This is a genomic window from Massilia sp. CT11-108 (assembly GCF_047302915.1).
In the GTDB taxonomy this organism is placed as follows: Bacteria; Pseudomonadota; Gammaproteobacteria; order Burkholderiales; family Burkholderiaceae_D; genus Telluria; species Telluria orientalis.
In genome coordinates this window covers 38,994-56,339 of sequence record NZ_JBKYMO010000003.1, presented here as the reverse complement: position 1 = coordinate 56,339, position 17,346 = coordinate 38,994, and the positions used below count along the sequence as shown (strand labels likewise).

18 protein-coding genes and 1 riboswitch are annotated in these 17,346 nt (G+C 65.6%); of the genes, 9 read left to right on the top strand and 9 right to left on the bottom strand.

What is annotated here, in order from left to right; translation table 11 throughout:
• On the top strand, positions 1-1,916 hold a 1,916-nt coding region (locus ACEN88_RS00955), incomplete at its 5' end, for a putative bifunctional diguanylate cyclase/phosphodiesterase (protein WP_413336969.1).
• An 87-nt stretch (positions 1,917-2,003) separates the two neighbouring features.
• On the opposite strand, the gene ACEN88_RS00950 is transcribed toward ACEN88_RS00955, so the two are convergent.
• Positions 2,004-3,122, bottom strand: a complete 1,119-nt coding sequence (locus ACEN88_RS00950; RefSeq protein ID WP_413336968.1) for a succinylglutamate desuccinylase/aspartoacylase family protein — start codon at positions 3,120-3,122, stop codon at positions 2,004-2,006.
• Positions 3,123-3,261: 139 nt separating this feature from the next.
• Here ACEN88_RS00950 and trmB point away from each other — a divergent pair, with 139 nt between their 5' ends.
• A complete protein-coding gene (trmB, locus tag ACEN88_RS00945) occupies positions 3,262-3,942 on the top strand; it encodes a tRNA (guanosine(46)-N7)-methyltransferase TrmB (RefSeq protein WP_413336970.1) in 681 nt (226 codons plus the stop codon).
• Positions 3,943-4,001: 59 nt separating this feature from the next.
• On the opposite strand, the gene recQ is transcribed toward trmB, so the two are convergent.
• The 3 genes from recQ to ACEN88_RS00930 form a co-directional block, all read right to left on the bottom strand.
• Positions 4,002-5,822: a DNA helicase RecQ gene (gene recQ / locus ACEN88_RS00940; protein WP_413336967.1), complete on the bottom strand. Its 1,821-nt coding sequence runs from the start codon at positions 5,820-5,822 to the stop codon at positions 4,002-4,004.
• A 22-nt stretch (positions 5,823-5,844) separates the two neighbouring features.
• A complete protein-coding gene (locus ACEN88_RS00935; RefSeq protein ID WP_413336966.1) occupies positions 5,845-6,678 on the bottom strand; it encodes an undecaprenyl-diphosphate phosphatase in 834 nt (277 codons plus the stop codon).
• A gap of 108 nt (positions 6,679-6,786) precedes the next feature.
• Positions 6,787-7,059: a YkgJ family cysteine cluster protein gene (locus ACEN88_RS00930; protein WP_413336965.1), complete on the bottom strand. Its 273-nt coding sequence runs from the start codon at positions 7,057-7,059 to the stop codon at positions 6,787-6,789.
• Positions 7,060-7,175: 116 nt separating this feature from the next.
• Here ACEN88_RS00930 and ACEN88_RS00925 point away from each other — a divergent pair, with 116 nt between their 5' ends.
• From ACEN88_RS00925 to ACEN88_RS00905, 5 genes are all read left to right on the top strand, one after another.
• A complete protein-coding gene (locus ACEN88_RS00925; protein WP_160410642.1) occupies positions 7,176-7,823 on the top strand; it encodes a TetR/AcrR family transcriptional regulator in 648 nt (215 codons plus the stop codon).
• A gap of 164 nt (positions 7,824-7,987) precedes the next feature.
• Positions 7,988-8,641 (top strand): protein-L-isoaspartate O-methyltransferase family protein, encoded by a 654-nt coding sequence (locus ACEN88_RS00920; RefSeq protein ID WP_413336964.1) that lies wholly within the window; start codon positions 7,988-7,990, stop codon positions 8,639-8,641.
• A gap of 14 nt (positions 8,642-8,655) precedes the next feature.
• Complete coding sequence (locus ACEN88_RS00915) at positions 8,656-8,979, top strand: rhodanese-like domain-containing protein (RefSeq protein ID WP_413336963.1); 324 nt, start codon at positions 8,656-8,658, stop codon at positions 8,977-8,979.
• Between the two features lie 41 nt (positions 8,980-9,020).
• Positions 9,021-10,340, top strand: a complete 1,320-nt coding sequence (locus ACEN88_RS00910) for a TolC family outer membrane protein (protein ID WP_413336962.1) — start codon at positions 9,021-9,023, stop codon at positions 10,338-10,340.
• A 201-nt stretch (positions 10,341-10,541) separates the two neighbouring features.
• Positions 10,542-11,732: a hypothetical protein gene (locus ACEN88_RS00905; protein WP_413336961.1), complete on the top strand. Its 1,191-nt coding sequence runs from the start codon at positions 10,542-10,544 to the stop codon at positions 11,730-11,732.
• A 6-nt stretch (positions 11,733-11,738) separates the two neighbouring features.
• Here ACEN88_RS00905 and ribB read toward each other — a convergent pair whose 3' ends face one another.
• The 5 genes from ribB to ACEN88_RS00880 form a co-directional block, all read right to left on the bottom strand.
• Positions 11,739-12,395, bottom strand: coding sequence for a 3,4-dihydroxy-2-butanone-4-phosphate synthase (ribB, locus tag ACEN88_RS00900; protein ID WP_413336960.1), 657 nt, complete (start codon positions 12,393-12,395; stop codon positions 11,739-11,741).
• 114 nt (positions 12,396-12,509) lie between these two features.
• Positions 12,510-12,653, bottom strand: a riboswitch (FMN riboswitch).
• 52 nt (positions 12,654-12,705) lie between these two features.
• Positions 12,706-13,119, bottom strand: coding sequence for a lactoylglutathione lyase (gloA, locus tag ACEN88_RS00895; RefSeq protein WP_056124069.1), 414 nt, complete (start codon positions 13,117-13,119; stop codon positions 12,706-12,708).
• A 100-nt stretch (positions 13,120-13,219) separates the two neighbouring features.
• On the bottom strand, positions 13,220-13,648 hold the full coding sequence (locus tag ACEN88_RS00890) for an OsmC family protein (protein WP_371767293.1): 429 nt from the start codon (positions 13,646-13,648) through the stop codon (positions 13,220-13,222).
• Positions 13,645-14,967, bottom strand: a complete 1,323-nt coding sequence (locus ACEN88_RS00885) for a PQQ-dependent sugar dehydrogenase (protein WP_413336959.1) — start codon at positions 14,965-14,967, stop codon at positions 13,645-13,647. The genes ACEN88_RS00890 and ACEN88_RS00885 overlap by 4 nt, the downstream gene beginning before the upstream one ends.
• Entirely contained in the window at positions 14,964-15,275 is a 312-nt protein-coding gene (locus tag ACEN88_RS00880) for a hypothetical protein (protein ID WP_413336958.1), read from the bottom strand. Before ACEN88_RS00880 ends, ACEN88_RS00885 begins: the two co-directional genes overlap by 4 nt.
• A 108-nt stretch (positions 15,276-15,383) precedes the next feature.
• Between ACEN88_RS00880 and ACEN88_RS00875 the strand changes: the two genes are divergently transcribed.
• Positions 15,384-16,280, top strand: a complete 897-nt coding sequence (locus ACEN88_RS00875) for a DUF3667 domain-containing protein (protein WP_413336957.1) — start codon at positions 15,384-15,386, stop codon at positions 16,278-16,280.
• A gap of 144 nt (positions 16,281-16,424) precedes the next feature.
• Entirely contained in the window at positions 16,425-17,327 is a 903-nt protein-coding gene (locus ACEN88_RS00870; protein WP_413336956.1) for an NAD kinase, read from the top strand.
• The last annotated feature ends 19 nt before the right edge of the window (positions 17,328-17,346 follow it).

Sequence of the window (17,346 nt, the reverse complement as noted above, 5' to 3'; positions counted from 1 at the left end):
ACGGCGAGCCGCGCGTGCTGGGCTGGCGCCGCTCCGGCGCGTATCCGCTCGTGGCCCTCGTCGCGCTGTCGCATACGGCCGTGCTGGAAGCGGCCGACGCCTACTGGACGGACAGCCGCAACCACACGCTGGTGGCCACCGCCGTGCTGACCCTGCTGGCGCTGGGTGCGAGCATGCTGTCGCTGCGCGCGGCGGCGCGGGCGCGCGAGCGGGCCGAGATCCAGCGCGCCTACCGCACGGCCACCGACAGCGGCAACGACGGTTTCTACATGATCGCGCCGGTGCGCGACCGCAAGGGGCAGACGGTCGACTTCCGCATCGTCGACTGCAACGAGCGCGGCGCCTTCTTCTACGGCACGACGCACGCGCAACTCGTCGGCAGCCTGATTTCGCAGCTCCACCACGGCAAGTCCTTCGACGACCTGACCGCCAATTACCGTACGGCGCTGGCCGTCGGCTTCCACCAGGAAGACCGGCGCATGCCCGACAACAACCGGCTGAACATCCGCTGGGGCCATCGCCGCATCGTGCGCGTGGGCGACAACCTCGCCGTCACCCTGCAGGACATCAGCGAGCGCAAGGAACACGAATCCCAGCTCGCGCGCCTGGCCAACGAGGATAGCCTCACCGGCCTGCCGAACCGCCACTGGTTCCTGAACTTCGTGCCCGTGGCGCTGGCGCGCGCGGACGACGGCGACCACGGCGCGGCGCTGCTGTTCATCGACCTCGACGAATTCAAGCAGGTCAACGATACGCACGGCCACGCCGTCGGCGACCGCCTGCTCCAGCTGGCGGCCGAGCGCCTGCTGTCGCAACTGCGTCCGGGCGACAGCGTGGCGCGTTTCGGCGGCGACGAATTCGTCGTCTTGCTGAGCCCCTTCGACAGCGACCAGCAGGTGGCCATCGTCGCCACGCGCATCGTCGAAGCCTTCAGTAAACCGTTCCCGATCGCCGACGACCAGCACATGATCGGCGCCTCGGTCGGCATCGCCGTGTACCCGCGCGACGGCCTCGATGCGGCCACCTTGATCCGCCACGGCGACATCGCCATGTACGCGGGCAAGGCCGAGGGCAAGGGCCAGTACCGCTTCTTCGACCCCGCGCAGTCGAACATCCTCAAGACGCGCACCCAGCTGCGCCAGCGCCTGCTGGAAGCGATCGACAAGCGCCAGTTCGTGCTGCACTACCAGCCCCGCGTGGACACGTGCACGGGCGAGCTCCTGAGCATGGAAGCGCTGCTGCGCTGGGAGCATCCGCAGCTGGGCATGATCCGCCCGGACGAATTCATCCCGCTGGCCGAATCCAGCGGCCTGATCGTGCCGATCGGCGCCATCGTGATCGACCAGGCCTGCGCCCAGCTGGCGGCCTGGCGCGCGCACGGCGCCGTGCCGGTGCCGGTGTCGATCAACGTCTCGCCGAAGCAGTTCCTGCGCGGCAGCGTGCAGCGCGAGCTCGAAGACGCGCTGGCCCGCCACGCCGTGCCGGCCGGCCTGCTCGAAGTGGAGATCACGGAGTCCGCGATGATGGGCGACCAGGCCGAGATCCTCGCCGAGCTGGCCGCGATCCGCGCGCTGGGCGTCAAGCTGCACGTCGACGATTTCGGCACCGGCTACTCGTCGCTGTCGCAGCTGCAGCGCATGAAGATGGACGTCCTGAAGGTCGACCGCTCGTTCACGGCCGAACTGGGACGCTCGCGCGAAGGCACCGTGTTCTTCCAGGCCATCGTGTCGATGGCGCACGCGCTCGGGATGGAAGTCGTGGCGGAAGGCGTCGAGAACGAGGAGCAGCTGCAGATCCTGCGTGCGCTGAAGTGCAACGAGGTGCAGGGGTATTTTGTTGCGAGGCCGCTGCCGGCGGCGGCGATCGCGCCGTTGCTGGCGCAGCGTTACCTGTTCAAGGAAGCGCTGGCCGCCTAGTCGTCGTCCCCGCGAAAGCGGGGATCCATGCTGAGCTTCCGAATCCTGCGCCTCAGCATGGATTCCCGCGTGCGCGGGAATGACGGTTCAGGCGCCCAACAGACTCCCCGTCCGCCAAGCCTCCGCCCCCGCGATCTTGCAGACGTGCATCCCGCGCAGCAGATGCCGATGCGCCGTACTGGCGAACAGCACGCCCGACTGCGTGGGCCGCAGGGTCGTCGTCCTGCCGCTGACCGGATCGACGATGTCGGCGACGGCGTCGCCCGCCTGCACCTGGTCGCCCAGTTTTTTCAGGAACACGAGCACCCCCGCATGTGGCGCGTGCAGCGGTTCCACGCCTTCCAGTGGCGTCGGTTCGCACAGCGGCGCCGGCAGCGGCGCGACGGGCAGGTCGACGACGCCTTCGCGCGCCAGGTATTGCAGCAGCGCGTGCGCGTCCCGTTCGGCCAGGTCGTAGCGCACGTCGTTCTCGCCGCGCAGCTCGACCGTCACGCCCACGCAGCCGGACGGGATCGGGAAGCGGCCGCCGAAGTGTTCCGCCAGTTCCCACCACACGCGGCTGCACGCTTCGTCGAACGGCTCGCCGCCGGATTCCGTCGCCAGCAGCACGGCGTGCGCGCCCATCAGCGCGGCCAGCGGTTTTACCCGCCCGGCGAGCGGCGTGCCCGTGTACATGTGCAGCACGGCCTCGTTGTCGCAGTGGAGGTCGAGCATGATGTCGGCGTCGATCGCCATGCCCAGCAGCGTCTTCTTGAGCTCTTCCGTCGCGCTCGATGGCAGCCATGCGGCCACCTCGCGGCGCGCGTGCTCGCGCACGAGGGCCGCGTTGGCGGCGGGATCCGCGCCGAGCTTGTCCTGCAGCGACGCCTTCAACGCCGCGGCCACGTGCCGGTACGAGCGGTTGAAATTGGTGCCGGTAGCGAGGTCGAAACGCCCGAACGGCGCGCCGTGGATCACCTGCGACAGCCCGATCGGATTCGCGGCCGGCACCAGGATGATCTCGCCGGTGACCTTGTTCTCCGCATCCAGCCGGCCGAGCTCACGGCGCAGCACGTGCGCGACGAGCATCGCGGGGACCTCGTCCGCGTGCAGCGAGGCCTGGATGTAGACCTTCCTGCCGCTGCCTGGCGTACCGTAGTGGAAGGAGGTCAGGCGGTAGGCGGCGACGTTGTCTTCGGTGGCGATCGGGTGGGTCTGCTGGCGCATCGGTGGCTCCTGGTTGCAACAGATGCATTATGTCCGAGATCGCGGCCGGAAAGCGCCGGGTTATAATGGCGCCCGTTTTTTCCTCATTCTTTCATTCCCCATGTCCGCCGATACGCCTACCAACGAGCAGGGCCGCCCGATGCTCTACGACCCGACCGACCGCCGCATCCGCAGTTTCGTCACCCGCGCCGGCCGCCTGTCGACCGGCCAGGCGCGCGCGCTGGAAGCGTATGGTCCGCATTACCTGATCGAGTACCGCAAGGCCCAATTCGATTTCCACGCCCCGTTCGGCCGCACCGCGCCGCTGATCCTGGAGATCGGCTTCGGCATGGGCGACACGACGGCGCACATCGCGAAGGCGATGCCGGACAAGGATTTCGTCGGTGTCGAAGTGCACACGCCGGGCGTGGGCAGCCTGCTGAAACTGGCCGGCGAACAGGACATCCAGAACCTGCGCCTCATCCAGCACGATGCCGTCGAGGTACTGAACAACATGATCGCCGACGGTTCGCTGGCGGGCGTGCACATCTTCTTCCCCGACCCGTGGCACAAGGCGCGCCACAACAAGCGCCGCCTGATCCAGCCGCCGTTCGTGCAACTGCTGTGCCAGAAGCTGGCGCAGGGCGGTTACATCCATTGCGCGACGGACTGGGAAGATTACGCGGTGCAGATGCTGGAAGTGCTGGGCAACGAGCCGGCGTTGCAGAACACGGCCGAGGGCTATGCGGAAAAGCCGTCGTACCGGCCGCTGACCAAGTTCGAGAACCGCGGCCTCAAACTCGGCCACGGCGTGTGGGACCTCGTCTTCACGAGGAGATAACGACGCGTGGGGTGATTGATGCCGGGGGCATCAATCACGGTGCCCACGAAAAAAACACCTCAAACCATCTCGCTGATGATCCCGACGATCTCGTCGCCGTAGGACGTCAGCTTCTTCTCGCCGACGCCCGAGACGCCGCGCAACTGGTCGAGCGACACCGGCTTGACCTTGGCGATCTCGCGCAGCGTGGCGTCCTGGAACACGACGTACGCGGGCACGCCGTGCGCGCGCGCCGTCTCGACGCGCCACCAGCGCAGCTTGTCGAAGATCGCCTGCTCGGACTTCGACAGCTCGACTTCCTCGTAACTGCCGCGCGGCGTCGACGTGCGCTTGGGTTTCACGGGCTTCTGGTACTGGCGCAGCTGCACTTTCTGCTCGCCTTTCAGCACCGGCCGCGCCGCTTCCGTCAGCTTGAGTGAACTGAACGCGTCGTGGTCGACGGTGACGAGGCCCAGGGCGATCGTCTGGCGCACGATGGCGCGCCATTCCTGCTCGCCGCGCTCGGCGCCCACGCCGAACACGGTCAGCTTGTCGTGGTGCCACTGGACGATGCGTTCGGACGACACGCCGCGCAGCACGTCGATCACGTGGCCGGCCGCGAAGCGCTGGTCGACGCGGTAGATGGCCGACAGCAGCTTTTGCACGGGCACCGTCGCGTCGAACGACGTCGGCGGAATGAGGCAGGTGTCGCAGTTGCCGCACGGGCCGGAGCGCTCGCCGAAGTATTCGAGCAGGCGCATGCGCCGGCAGCTGAGCGTCTCGCACAGGCCCAGCATCGCGTCGAGCTTCGACGACAGCACGCGCTTGAAATTCTCGTCGGCCTCGGACTCGTCGATCATCCGGCGCTGCAGCACGACGTCCTGCAACCCATAGGCCATCCAGGCATTGGACGGCAGGCCGTCGCGGCCCGCGCGGCCCGTTTCCTGGTAATAGCCCTCGAGCGATTTCGGCAGGTCGAGGTGGCAGACGAAGCGCACGTCCGGCTTGTCGATGCCCATGCCGAACGCGATGGTGGCCACCATCACGATGTTGTCTTCACGCAGGAAGCGCGCCTGGTTGTCGGCCCGCAGCGAATACTCCATGCCCGCGTGATAGGGCAGGGCGCGGATGCCGTTCTCGTTGAGGAATTCCGCCGTCTCCTCGACCTTTTTTCTCGACAGGCAGTAGACGATGCCCGAGTCGCCCGGGTGTTCCGCCGTGATGAAGTCGAGCAGCTGCTTGCGGCCGTTCGTCTTTTCGACGATGGAATAGCGGATGTTCGGGCGGTCGAACGACGACACGAACTGCCGCGCCTCTTCCAGCTGCAGGCGCTGGGCGATTTCCGCGCGCGTGAGCTGGTCGGCGGTTGCCGTCAGCGCGATGCGCGGCACGTGCGGGAAGCGCTCGTGCAGGATTGACAGGCGGATGTATTCGGGCCGGAAGTCGTGGCCCCATTGCGACACGCAGTGCGCCTCGTCGATGGCGAACAGCGAGATGTGCGCGGACTCGAACAGTTCCAGGCAGCGCGGCGTCATCAGGCGCTCGGGCGCCACGTAGACGAGGTCCAGCTCCCCGGTGCGCACCATGCGTTCGATGCGCAGGGTCTCTTCGAACGTCTGCGTCGAGTTCAGGAACGCGGCGCGCACGCCCACTTCGGCCAGCGCGTCGACCTGGTCCTGCATCAGCGCGATCAGCGGGGAGACGACGACGCCGACGCCGTCGCGCAGCAGCGCGGGAATCTGGTAGCACAGCGACTTGCCGCCGCCGGTGGGCATCAGCACGAGCGCATCGCCGCCGGACGCCACGTGCTCGACGATGTCGGCCTGCTGACCGCGGAAGGCGGGGTAGCCGAAGACCGTCTGCAGGATCTGCAGCGCGCGTTGCTCGATGTCGCTCGTCATGATGGTACTTGCTGCTCTCGAATTATTCGGCCCAGACCACCCAGCCGAAATGGGCGGTGATCAACACGACCACACCGAACACGATACGGTACCAGGCGAAGCCCGTGAAGTCGTGCGTGCTGATGAAGCGCAACAGCCAACGTACGCACAGGAAGGCGGAAATGAACGCCGCCACGCCGCCGATCAGGAACAGCGGCAGGTCGGACGCGTGCAGGTCGTGGCGCGCCTTGAAGACGGAATACACGGTCGCGGCCAGCAGCGTGGGAATCGCGAGGAAGAACGAGAACTCCGTCGCGGCCGTGCGCGACAGGCCGAACAGCATGCCGCCGATGATCGTCGCACCCGACCGGCTCGTGCCCGGGATCAGCGCGAAGCACTGGGCGCAGCCGACCTTGAACGCGTCGAGGATGCTCATGTCGTCCACGGTCTGGATGCGGTGCGCGCCCGGCAGCACCTTGTGGCGGCGCTCCGCCCACAGGATCACGAACGCGCCGACGATGAACGCCAGGGCCACGGGCACCGGCGCGAACAGGTGTGCCTTGATCGCCTTGCTGAACAGGAAACCCAGCACGGCCGCCGGCAGGAACGCGACGATCAGGTTGATGACGAGCTTTTGCTGGCGCGGATCGGACGTGATGCCACCCAGCACGGCACCGATGCGCGCACGGTATTCCCACATCACGGCCAGGATCGCGCCGGCCTGGATGGCGATTTCGAACACTTGGGCCACTTCGCCAGTGAAATTGATCAGACTACCGGCCAGGATCAGGTGTCCGGTGGACGAGATCGGCAGGAATTCGGTGAAGCCCTCGACGAGGCCCATGATGATCGCTTTCAGGGCGAGAATGATATCCATTGGTGTGTGCGGTTCGGTAGGGTTGGGGACGCGTGCGCGGCAGATATTGCGCGGGCCGCAAGCTTACCATGAGGAAGGGGACTGCCGTCGAGTTACCGTGTCGCCATGTCAGGCTGTCAAGCGCTCCAGTTCGGCCAGGAAGAACATCGCGTGCTCGCGCGTGTCGCCGCACATCTCGCGCGACGGCGGCAGGCTGCCGCACACGCGCGGGCGGCCCGGCTGCCCGAAAATCTTGCAGCCGTCGTGCTCGTCCAGCTGCACGCAACGCACGCCCGCAGGTTTGCCGTTTGGCATGCCTGGAATCGGAGACGTGATCGACGGCGCGATGCAGCAGGCGCCGCAGCCGGGGCGGCAGGAAACAGGAGAAGGCGGGATATGCATGTAAAGACCGGGGACAGGCAAGCAGACAGTATACTACGGTGAAGGCGGCCGTTCTTGACTGTCCCTATCCCCAGGTCTATATTTGCTGACTCAATAGTTAGTTGTCGGACAGAAGCATGCCATGCCCTTTTGACACCAAGCCGCGCTGGGAGCGCCGTAAGGACGCGCGGCCCCAGGAGTTGCTGGAGGCGGCCATCGACCTGTTCGTCGAGCGTGGCTACGCCGCCACACGCCTGGAAGACGTCGCGCGCCGCGCCGGCGTGTCCAAGGGCACCTTGTACCTGTATTACGAGAACAAGGAAGAGCTGTTCAAGGCCGTCGTGCGCAGCAATATCGTGCCCGTGATCGGTGAGGCGGAGGCGTCCGTCGCCGAGTTCGACGGCCACAGTGCCGACCTGCTGCGCCAGCTGATCCACTCCTGGTGGCAGCGGCTGGGCGCGACCAAGGCCTCCGGCATCATCAAGCTCGTCATGGCCGAAGCGGACAATTTCCCGGAACTGGCCCGCTTTTACCAGGAAGAAGTGATCACCCGCGGCACCAATGCCATGGCGTCGATGCTCGAACGGGGCATCGCGCGCGGCGAATTCCGCAAGATCGACGTCAACACGATGACCCAGGTGCTCGTCGCCCCGATGCTCACCCTGATCATCTGGAAGCATTCGGTCGGCCCGTGCCCGCGTGCGGAGCTGGAGCCGCTGGCCTTCCTCGACACCTTCCTCGACATGGCGCTGCATGGCCTCCTGCCGGCCGCGCCTCCCGTTTGACCCCGTTTTCCTACGTCAAGACGCTGTTTTCCGGGGTTCATGCCCCGGAAACTGCAGACTGTCGCAATTTCCGCTGGCACTCAGCCCCATGTCGTTAAGATATGTTTGCTGAAGCCGTTCAACGATAAAATATCGGATTATTTATTTTCCCACCGAGTCTAAAGATGAATATCGAACAAGCCCGCTTCAACATGATCGAACAGCAGATCCGTCCGTGGAACGTGCTGGACCAGGATGTGCTCGACCTGCTGCACGTCGTCAAGCGCGAACAGTTCGTGCCGGCAGCGTACCAGAACCTGGCGTTCGCCGACGTCGAGATCCCGCTGCCGGGCGGTGACGCCATGCTGGCGCCGAAGTTCGAGGCGCGCATCCTGCAGGAAACAGGTGTGAAGAAGCACGAGACCGTGCTGGAAATCGGTACGGGTTCGGGCTACATGGCCGCCCTGCTGGCGCACCGCGCCGCCAAGGTGACCACCGTGGAAATCAATCCGGAAACGGCGGAACAGGCCAAGAAGAACCTGGCCAATGCCGGCGTCCACAACGTGACCGTCGAAGTCGGCAACGGCGCCCAGGGCTGGGAAAAAGGTGCGCCGTACGACGTGATCGTGATCTCGGGCGCGCTGGAAGTGCTGCCGGAAGCGATCCTGAAGCAGGTGAAGGTGGGTGGCCGCATCGCCGCCATCGTCGGCCAGGCACCGGTGATGGAAGCCTCGATCATCACCCGTACCGGCGACAACGCCTACAGCACGGTCAAGGTGTTCGAGACCAACGTGCGCTACCTGACGGGCGCCCCGGTGCCGTCGCACTTCCAGTTCTGAGAGGCGAACGACGCATGCAGCACATTACCGCCCCCGAGTTGGCCGCCTGGCTGGCCGACTCGTCGCGTCCGCAGCCGCTGCTGCTCGACGTTCGGGAAAACTGGGAATTCGAGACCTGCCATCTCGAAGGCTCGACCCAGATCCCGATGAACCTGATTCCGATCCGCGTGAGCGAGCTGGACGACGGCCAGGACATCGTCTGCGTGTGCCACCACGGCGCACGCAGCATGCAGGTGGCCGCCTTCCTGGAGCGCAACGGATTCAGCAACATTACCAACCTTACAGGCGGGATACACGCCTGGGCCGTGCAGGTCGACCCTTCGATGCCGAAGTATTGACTCTGCGTCCTTAACTATTGATGACTCCGACGGAGAAAGTAATGCAGAAGCCCCTCATCGCCGTACTGTTGGCCAGCGCGTTTTCGCTCAATGCCCAGGCGGCCGATCTGATCCAGGTGTACCAGCAGGCATTGGCGAACGACGCCACATATGCCAGCGCCCGCGCGTCCGCCGCGGCGGGTCGCGAACGTATCACCCAGGGGCGAGCCGGCCTGCTGCCGACCGTCGGCATCAATGGCGACATCACCAAGAACAACAGCAGCACCGACCCGTGGAACAACGTACCGAGCCCCGGCAGCAACCTGCGCACCAACGAGATCCAGGTGACCCTGCAGCAGCCGCTGTTCCACTGGGACCGCTGGCAAACCTACCAGCAGAGCAAGCTGTCGCAAGCCATTTCCGAAGCACAGTTCGCCCAGGCCCAGCAGGACCTGATCACGCGCGTCGCGCAAGCCTATTTCGACGTGCTGGCCGCCCAGGACACGCTGGAATCCACGCGCGCACAAAAAGTCGCCGTGACCGAGCAGCTGGCTTCCGCCAAGCGCAACTTCGAAGTCGGCACGCAGACCATCACCGACACCCATGAAGCGCAGGCCGCATACGACCTCGTGGTGTCTCAGGAAATTGCTGCCGTCAACGATCTGGAAACCAAGAAGACGGCGCTGCAAGCCATCATCGGCACGCCGCCGTCCACGCTGGCGACCTTGCGCACGGGCGTGTCCCTGACGGCGCCGCAGCCGATCAACGTCGACCAGTGGGTGTCCGCCGCCGAGAACCAGAACTACGCCGTGACCGTGGCCCAGCTGCAATTGGAATCGGCCAAGCGCGACATCTCGAAGAACCGCGCCGGCCACTATCCGACCGTGGACCTCGTCGCATCGTCGCTGCACCGCGACGTCAATGGCCAGACGATCCAGTCGGGCAAGACCACGAGCAACTCCATCGGCATCCAGTACAGCATCCCGATCTTCAACGGTTTTGCAGTGACGAGCAAGGTGCGCGAATCGATCGCGCTGGAAGACAAGGCCCGCAACGACCTGGAAGCGAACCGCCGCAACGCCGCGCTGGTGGCGCGCCAATCGTTCCTCGGCGTGAACAGCGGCCTCGCGCAAGTGAAGGCGCTGGAAGCGGCCGAAGTGTCGAGCAATTCCGCGCTGGAATCGAACAAGCTCGGTTACCAGGTCGGCGTGCGTATCAACATCGACGTGCTGAACGCGCAGCGCCAGCTGTACCAGACCCGCACCGACCTCGCGCGGGCGCGCTACAACACGATCCTGGCCGGCCTGAAGCTGAAGGCCGCGGCGGGTTCGCTGCGCGAGGAAGACCTGCAGCCGATCAACGCGTTGCTGCAGCAGCCTTGAACACCGGGGTCAGAGCCCGATTTTTGGCAATTTCCTGAAAACGGGCTCTGACCCCGGTTTGAAAAGACGGCGCTCGATGCGCCGTTTTTTATTGCCCTCGAAAATCTCGCTTGAGACGCCCCAAGCAAGCTCCTCATTCATCGAACTCGCGCGACACGCACTCCTACACTCAAGCGTGAACCATTCGAAAGCGAGGTCGCCATGTTCACGTTCTCCCGCGCATCCGCATCCGCCGCTGCGCTCGCATTCACACTGACGCTGACCGCCTGCGGCGGTGGCCACCATCACGGCAATCCGGGCGGGCCCGGGCCCGGTCCCGGTGACACGGGACCTACCTACGACGTCATCCCGATCGGCCTGCCGGGCATCGCGTATGGCGAGGTCACGCGCCGCGGCATCGCGAACGGCGGCATCGTCGCCGGCACGTCGCGCGGCGCGGACGGCGTCGCGCACGCATTCCTCTACGACGGCAGCAAGACGATCGGGCTGGGCACGCTCGGCGGCGATTTCTCCCAGGCCATGGCAGTGAACGCCTGCGGTCATGTGACGGGCTGGTCCACGACAAAGGCCGGCCTCGTGCATGCCTTCCTGTACGACGGCACCATGCACGACCTGGGCACGCTCGGCGGCAGCGAATCCGAAGGCACCGTGATCACCCATTGCGGCCAGATCACGGGCTGGGCGGCGACGGCCGCCGGGCAGACCCACGCGTTCCTGTACGACGGCAAGAAGCTGAACGACCTCGGTTCGCTCGGCGGGAATTCGTTCGGAAACGGGCTGAACAACCTGGGCGTGGTGGTGGGCTATTCGTACGGCCCGGGCAATGCCTGGTTCCACGCCTTCCTGTACGACAGCCGCACGGGCGGACCGTTGGTCGATCTCGGCTCGCCGGTCGGCAATTCCGTGGCCGTCGACATCAACGATGCCGGCCAGGTCACGGGCTGGTTCCGCAACGGCGAGGGGCCGATCGGGGCGTTCCTGTACGAGCTGGGCAAGATCCGCGACATCGGCACGCTCGGCGGCGCCGGCGCGGAAGCCGTTGCGATCAATGGTGCGGGCCTCGTCATCGGCATTTCCGCAACTGCCGACGGCAGCAACCGCGGCTTCGTCCACGACGGCACGACCATGACGAGCATCGGCGCTCTCCCGGGCGGCAATTTCTCGACCGCGGAGGCGATCAATGCGAGCGGCCTCGTTGTCGGTGCGTCCGCGACGGCGACCGAGGCGCATGCCGTGTCCTGGACCCGCAGGGACGGCCTCGTCGACCTGAACGACCGCCTCCATGCGCCGCCGGCCGGCCTCGTGCTCGTGCACGCGCTGGCGGTGGCCGACGACGGCTACATCGTCGTGCGCACCAACCAGGGCCTGGCATTGCTCAAGCCCAGGAAGTGAGGCGGTCTACGCGGCTTGCTGCTCGTTGCGCGACCGCCAGGCGATCAGCTCGGCGATGGTGAGGATCGGAAAGCCGCGTTCGCGCGCGAAGCGTTCGATGGCGTCGCCGCGCATCATCGTGCCGTCCTCGTTCATCAGCTCGCACAACACGGCCGCCGGCTGCAGGCCGGCCAGCACGGCCAGGTCGACGGAACCTTCCGTGTGGCCCTTGCGGCCCAGCACGCCGGCCGGGTTGGCACGGAGTGGGAACACGTGGCCCGGACGCACGAGGTCGGACGGCTTCGCATCCGGCGCGATGGCCGCGCGGATCGTCGTCACGCGGTCGGCTGCGGACACGCCCGTGGTCACGCCGTCGCGCGCTTCGATCGAGACGGTGAACGGCGTGCCGTAGCGGCTGCCGTTGTCCGCCGCCATCGGCGGCAGGTCGAGCGCGCGAATCTTGTCGGCCGACAGGCACAGGCACACGATGCCGCTGCATTCGCGGATCATCAGCGCCATGGAAGCGACGGTCAGTTTTTCGGCCGCGACGATCAGGTCCGCTTCGTTCTCGCGGTCGAAATCGTCGAGCAGGATCACGGGAATGCCCGCACGGGTGGCATCGAGGGCGGCGGCGATGCGGCCGTCGAGATCCTCGCTATATAGAGTAAAAGTTTGGGTGGTCATTGAGACGCTCCTCGCAAAAAATTGGCACACAAAGGCGCAAAGCGAAAAACGCATCAGGGCAAAGCGAAACGACGCGCACGCCCATGCCTGGCGGCACAGCGTACGCATGATGACGCACATCTTCTTTCATCCGGACTATACCGTCGGCCCTGGCATCTCACCAGGTCTGCTGACCCTGCAACCGCAGGCGCTCGCGGGCTCGGCCATCGTGATGGCCATACCGCCGGTGGGGAATTTCACCCCGCCCCGAAGACGTATTAAATTGTCGCCCGTCGCGAAACGGGCGCGGTGATTGTAGCAGGGTGGGTAATTAGCTGCCGAGGCCGCCGCCGCCGGCGTTGTCGGCGCGCTCGATCAGTTCGACCTTGTAGCCGTCCGGATCGGTGATGAAGGCGATCACCGTCGTGCCGCCCTTGACCGGGCCCGGCTCGCGCGTGATGTTGCCGCCGGCCGCGCGGACCTGGTCGCAGGTTTTATAGATGTCGTCGGCCGAGATCGCGATGTGGCCGTAGGCCGAGCCCATGTCGTACTTGTCGACGCCCCAGTTATAGGTCAGCTCGAGTTCCGCATGGTCCGGATTGTTGCCGTAGCCGACGAAGGCCAGCGTGTATTTGTATTCCGGATTCTCGCTCGTGCGCAGCAGTTTCATGCCGAGCACCTTGGTGTAGAAATCGATGGAGCGCTGCAGGTCGCCGACGCGAAGCATGGTGTGCAGGAGGCGCATGGTTGTCCTTGTTGCTTTGTTGATTGGGAGGGAAAGCAGGAATTCTATGCGCTTGAAAGGATTTGTGCAGGCGTGCCGCGCGATGCGGCACGCCCTGTGTTTACGCTTGCAGTTTCGCGTCCAGCGTGATGTTCGCATTGAACAGCTTCGACACCGGACACCCTTCCTTGGCCTTGCGCGCCGCTTCCTGGAACGCTTCCTCGCTCGCGCCGGGAATCGTGGCGACGAGCTCCAGGTGCACGGCCGGGATCGCGAAGCCGCCGTCGGCCTTGTCCAGCGACACGGTGGCCGTCGTCTCCAGCTTCTGCGCCGTCATGCCGGCCTCGCCCAGCTGGGCCGACAACGCCATCGTGAAGCAGCCGGCGTGCGCGGCCGCCAGCAATTCTTCCGGATTCGTGCCCGCGCCATTTTCGAAGCGGGTGTTGAAGCCGTATTGTGCCTGGTCGAGGACGCCGCTCTGCGTGGACACGGTGCCCTTGCCATCTTTCAGTCCGCCGCTCCAGACGGCGCTTCCCTTCCGTTTGATCATTGTTTTGCTCCCTGGTTAGTGGCGGCCGGAGTGATCCGCCAGACAATGTTGCCGACGTCATCCGCCAGCAGGATGGCCCCGGTCCGGTCGACCGCGACCCCGACCGGGCGCCCGTACGCGTGCTCGTCCTTGCCGAGGAAGCCCGTCAGGACGTCCTGCGGCGGACCGCTCGGCTTGCCGTCGGTGAACGGCACGAACACGAGCTTGTAGCCGGAGTGCGGCTTGCGGTTCCACGAGCCGTGCTGGCCGATCAGCGCGCCGTTCCTGAATTGCGGCAAGAGATCTCCGTCGTAGAACGCCAGGCCCAGCGACGCGGTGTGCGCGCCCAGCGCATAGTCGGGCGGGATCGCTTTCGCGACGAGGCCGGGATTCTGCGGCTTGACGCGCGTGTCGACGTGCTGGCCGTAATAGCTGTACGGCCAGCCGTAGAACGCGCCGTCCTTCACGGCCGTCATGTAGTCCGGCACGAGGTCGTTGCCCAGTTCGTCCCGCTCGTTGACGACGGTCCACAAGGCCTTCGTCTGCGGCTGGAAGTCCATCCCGTTCGGATTGCGCAGGCCGCTCGCGTAGATGCGCGACTTGCCGCTGGCGAGGTCGTATTCCCAGATGGCGGCGCGGCCCTTTTCGATCTCCATGCCGTTCTCGGCCACGTTGCTGTTCGAGCCGACCGTGATGTACAGCTTCTTGCCGTCGGGCGAGGCGACGACGTTCTTCGTCCAGTGGTGGTTGATCCCCGCGGGCAGGTCGAGCACCTTGGTGCCCTTGGCCGTGATGCTCGTCTCGCCGGATTTATACGGAAACTTCCACAGCGCGTCGGCATTCGCGACGTACAGCTCGTTGCCGACGAGGGTCATGCCGAACGGCGACGTGAGGCCCTGCATGAACGTGGTCTTCGTATCGGCCGTGCCGTCTGGCTTGAAGCCGCGCAACAGGATGATCTTGTCGGGCGACTCGACGCCGGCGCCCGCCTTCTTCTGCGCCAGTCCCTGCACCTTGGCGCGTATGCCTTTTTCCTTGGGCGCATTGCCGGGCTTGTTGCTCTCGGCGACGAGCACGTCGCCGTTCGGCAGCACGTACAGCCAGCGCGGATGGTCGAGGCCAGTCGCATACGCGGTGACGGCCAGGCCCGCGGCCGGCGTCGGGCGCGTGCCTTGCGGCCATGCGTCCGCCTCGGCGATGTTGATGGTCGGGATCAGCGATCTTTCGGGTGCCGGCAGGGCCGGATTCGGTCCCCAGCCGACGGGATACTGCTGGGCGTGCGCCATGCCGGCGCCCAGCAGAGGAAGGATCAGGAGCGCAAGCCTGGCACGTGGTGTCATCGGTTTTGCCCTCCGTCCGGAATGGTCGAATCGTGGTCGCGCATGTCGCGGTGGCGGTCGGGCTGCGGGTTGGCCTGGCCCGTGGCGCCCGGTGCCGGGTTCACGGCTTCGCTGGCGCCCGGAGTCGCGCGCGCATCGGTGTCGACGAGGCCTTGCTCGAGATCTTCCGCCGCCTGCTTCATGATGCCGCGCGGCCTGACGCCTTGCCCGTCCGGCGATTCGTCGCGCTCGTGCGGTTCGCGCTTGTAGCTCTGCTCCTCGATCTTCCGGTCGGTGTTCACGACGCGGTCTTTTTCTTCCTGCACCATAGCAACCTCCTTCGATTCAATTGATTAAATCCTAATCCTTCGAATCGAAGGCGGTCGCGCAATTGGAAGATGCTTTTTTGCAATGAACTGTTTAACATGCTGGTTCATATGACAAACCATTCTCACGACACCGCCAGCGATTGCCCGAACTGCGGGGCCATCGTTTCCGGTAATTTTTGCCACGAATGTGGCCAGGAAACGGTCCTGCATCCGCCCAGCACGCGCGAGTTCCTGCACGAGTTCATCGGCCATTACGTCGCGCTGGAAGGCAAGCTTTGGAAGTCGCTGCTGCTGCTTTTGTTCCGTCCGGGGCAGCTGACTTTGGAATACATCAATGGCCGCCGCGTGCGCTACATCCAGCCGCTGCGCCTGTACCTGACGTTCAGCCTGATTTTCTTCGCGATCGCGAAATACGGCGGCCACGACCAGGTCCCGGCACCGGCCGGGCAGGGACATGCGCCGGTTGCCGCACACGGCCAGGCGGACAGGCAGGGCGGCCTGGTGCGCGAAGACGCGCCGGGTGAAATCGCCGAGGGGACGGTGGACCTGCGCAAGAGCATCGGCAGCGTCAACGAGCACTGGGGCGAGCAGGCGGACCGGTTCGCGAGGATGTCGCCGGCGGAGCGGGACAAGGTGATGCGGACGGCCTTCGGTAGCTACGTGCCGTATGCCGTGTTCCTGATGATGCCGCTGTTCGCGCTGTACCTCAAGATCCTGTATCTCGGATCGGGACGGCGCTACGGCGAACACCTGCTGTTCGCGCTGCACGTGAATGCGTTCGCATTCCTGGCGCTGACCCTGCTGATGGTGGTGCCGGATATCGTCGGCATCGTCTCCTTCGTGCTGTGGGCGTGGCTCCTGCTCTACACCCCTGTCGCGATGCGGCGCGTGTACGGCGGCTCGCGCCTGGTGACCGGCGTGCGCTGGCTCGTGCTGATGGCGCTGCACGTGACCGGGGTCGGGGTGGCGATCGGCGCCGCGTTCGCATTCGGCATCCTGCATTGAAGCGGGCTCGACTGTCCGCTTGCCGGAAGTCCATCCGCCCAACTATACTGTGCGTTTGTACAGTATTTGCTGAGTTGCGATAGTGCAGAAGCCGGGCGAATCGGTTAATCTTCTGTCTCCCTAACACCTGCTGCCGAGAGTCGTATGTCCGTGACGCCTGAATCGCAACAAACCATCGCGCTCGTCGTACGGCACAACACGGCCGGGATCGACGAGCCCGTGCAGGCCATCGTCGACTTCCTGCAGGGGGCCGGCTATCGCGTCGTGTTCGAGCAGGAAACGGCGGGGCACGTGAAGGTCGCCGGCGTGGCCGCCATGACCATCGACGAGATCGGCGCGCACTGCGGCACCGCCATCGTCGTCGGCGGCGACGGCACGATGCTCGGCATCGCCCGCCAGCTCGCGCGCTACCGCGTGCCGCTCATCGGCATCAACCAGGGCCGCCTGGGCTTCATGACCGACATCCCCATCGACCGCATGCTGCCCGCGTTGGGCGAGATCCTCAGCGGCAAGGCCAAGGCCGAGGAACGCTCGCTGCTGGAGGCGCGCGTCGTGCGCGACGGCGTCGAGATTCACTGCTCCGTCGCCGTCAACGACGTCGTCGTCGCGCGCGGCTCGGGCGCCGGCATGGCCGAGCTGAAGGTCACGGTGGACGGCACGTTCATGTACAACCAGCGCTCGGACGGCCTGATCGTCTCGACGCCCACCGGGTCGACGGCGTACGCGCTGTCGGCCGGCGGCCCGCTGCTGCATCCCACGCTGGCCGGCATCGTGCTGGTGCCGATCGCGCCGCACGCGCTGTCCAACCGCCCGATCGTCGTGCCGAACACGAGCGACATCGTCGTCGAGATCATCAACGGCCGCGACATCAGCGTGAACTTCGACATGCAGACCTTCACCAGCCTGCAGCACGGCGACCAGATCATGATCTCGCGCTCGCCCAACACCATCACCTTCCTGCATCCGGAAGGGTGGAGCTATTACCACACCCTGCGCGAGAAGCTGCACTGGAACGAATATCCGTCCGGTGACGGCAAGCTCAAATAAATCCAGCATCCATCAGGAG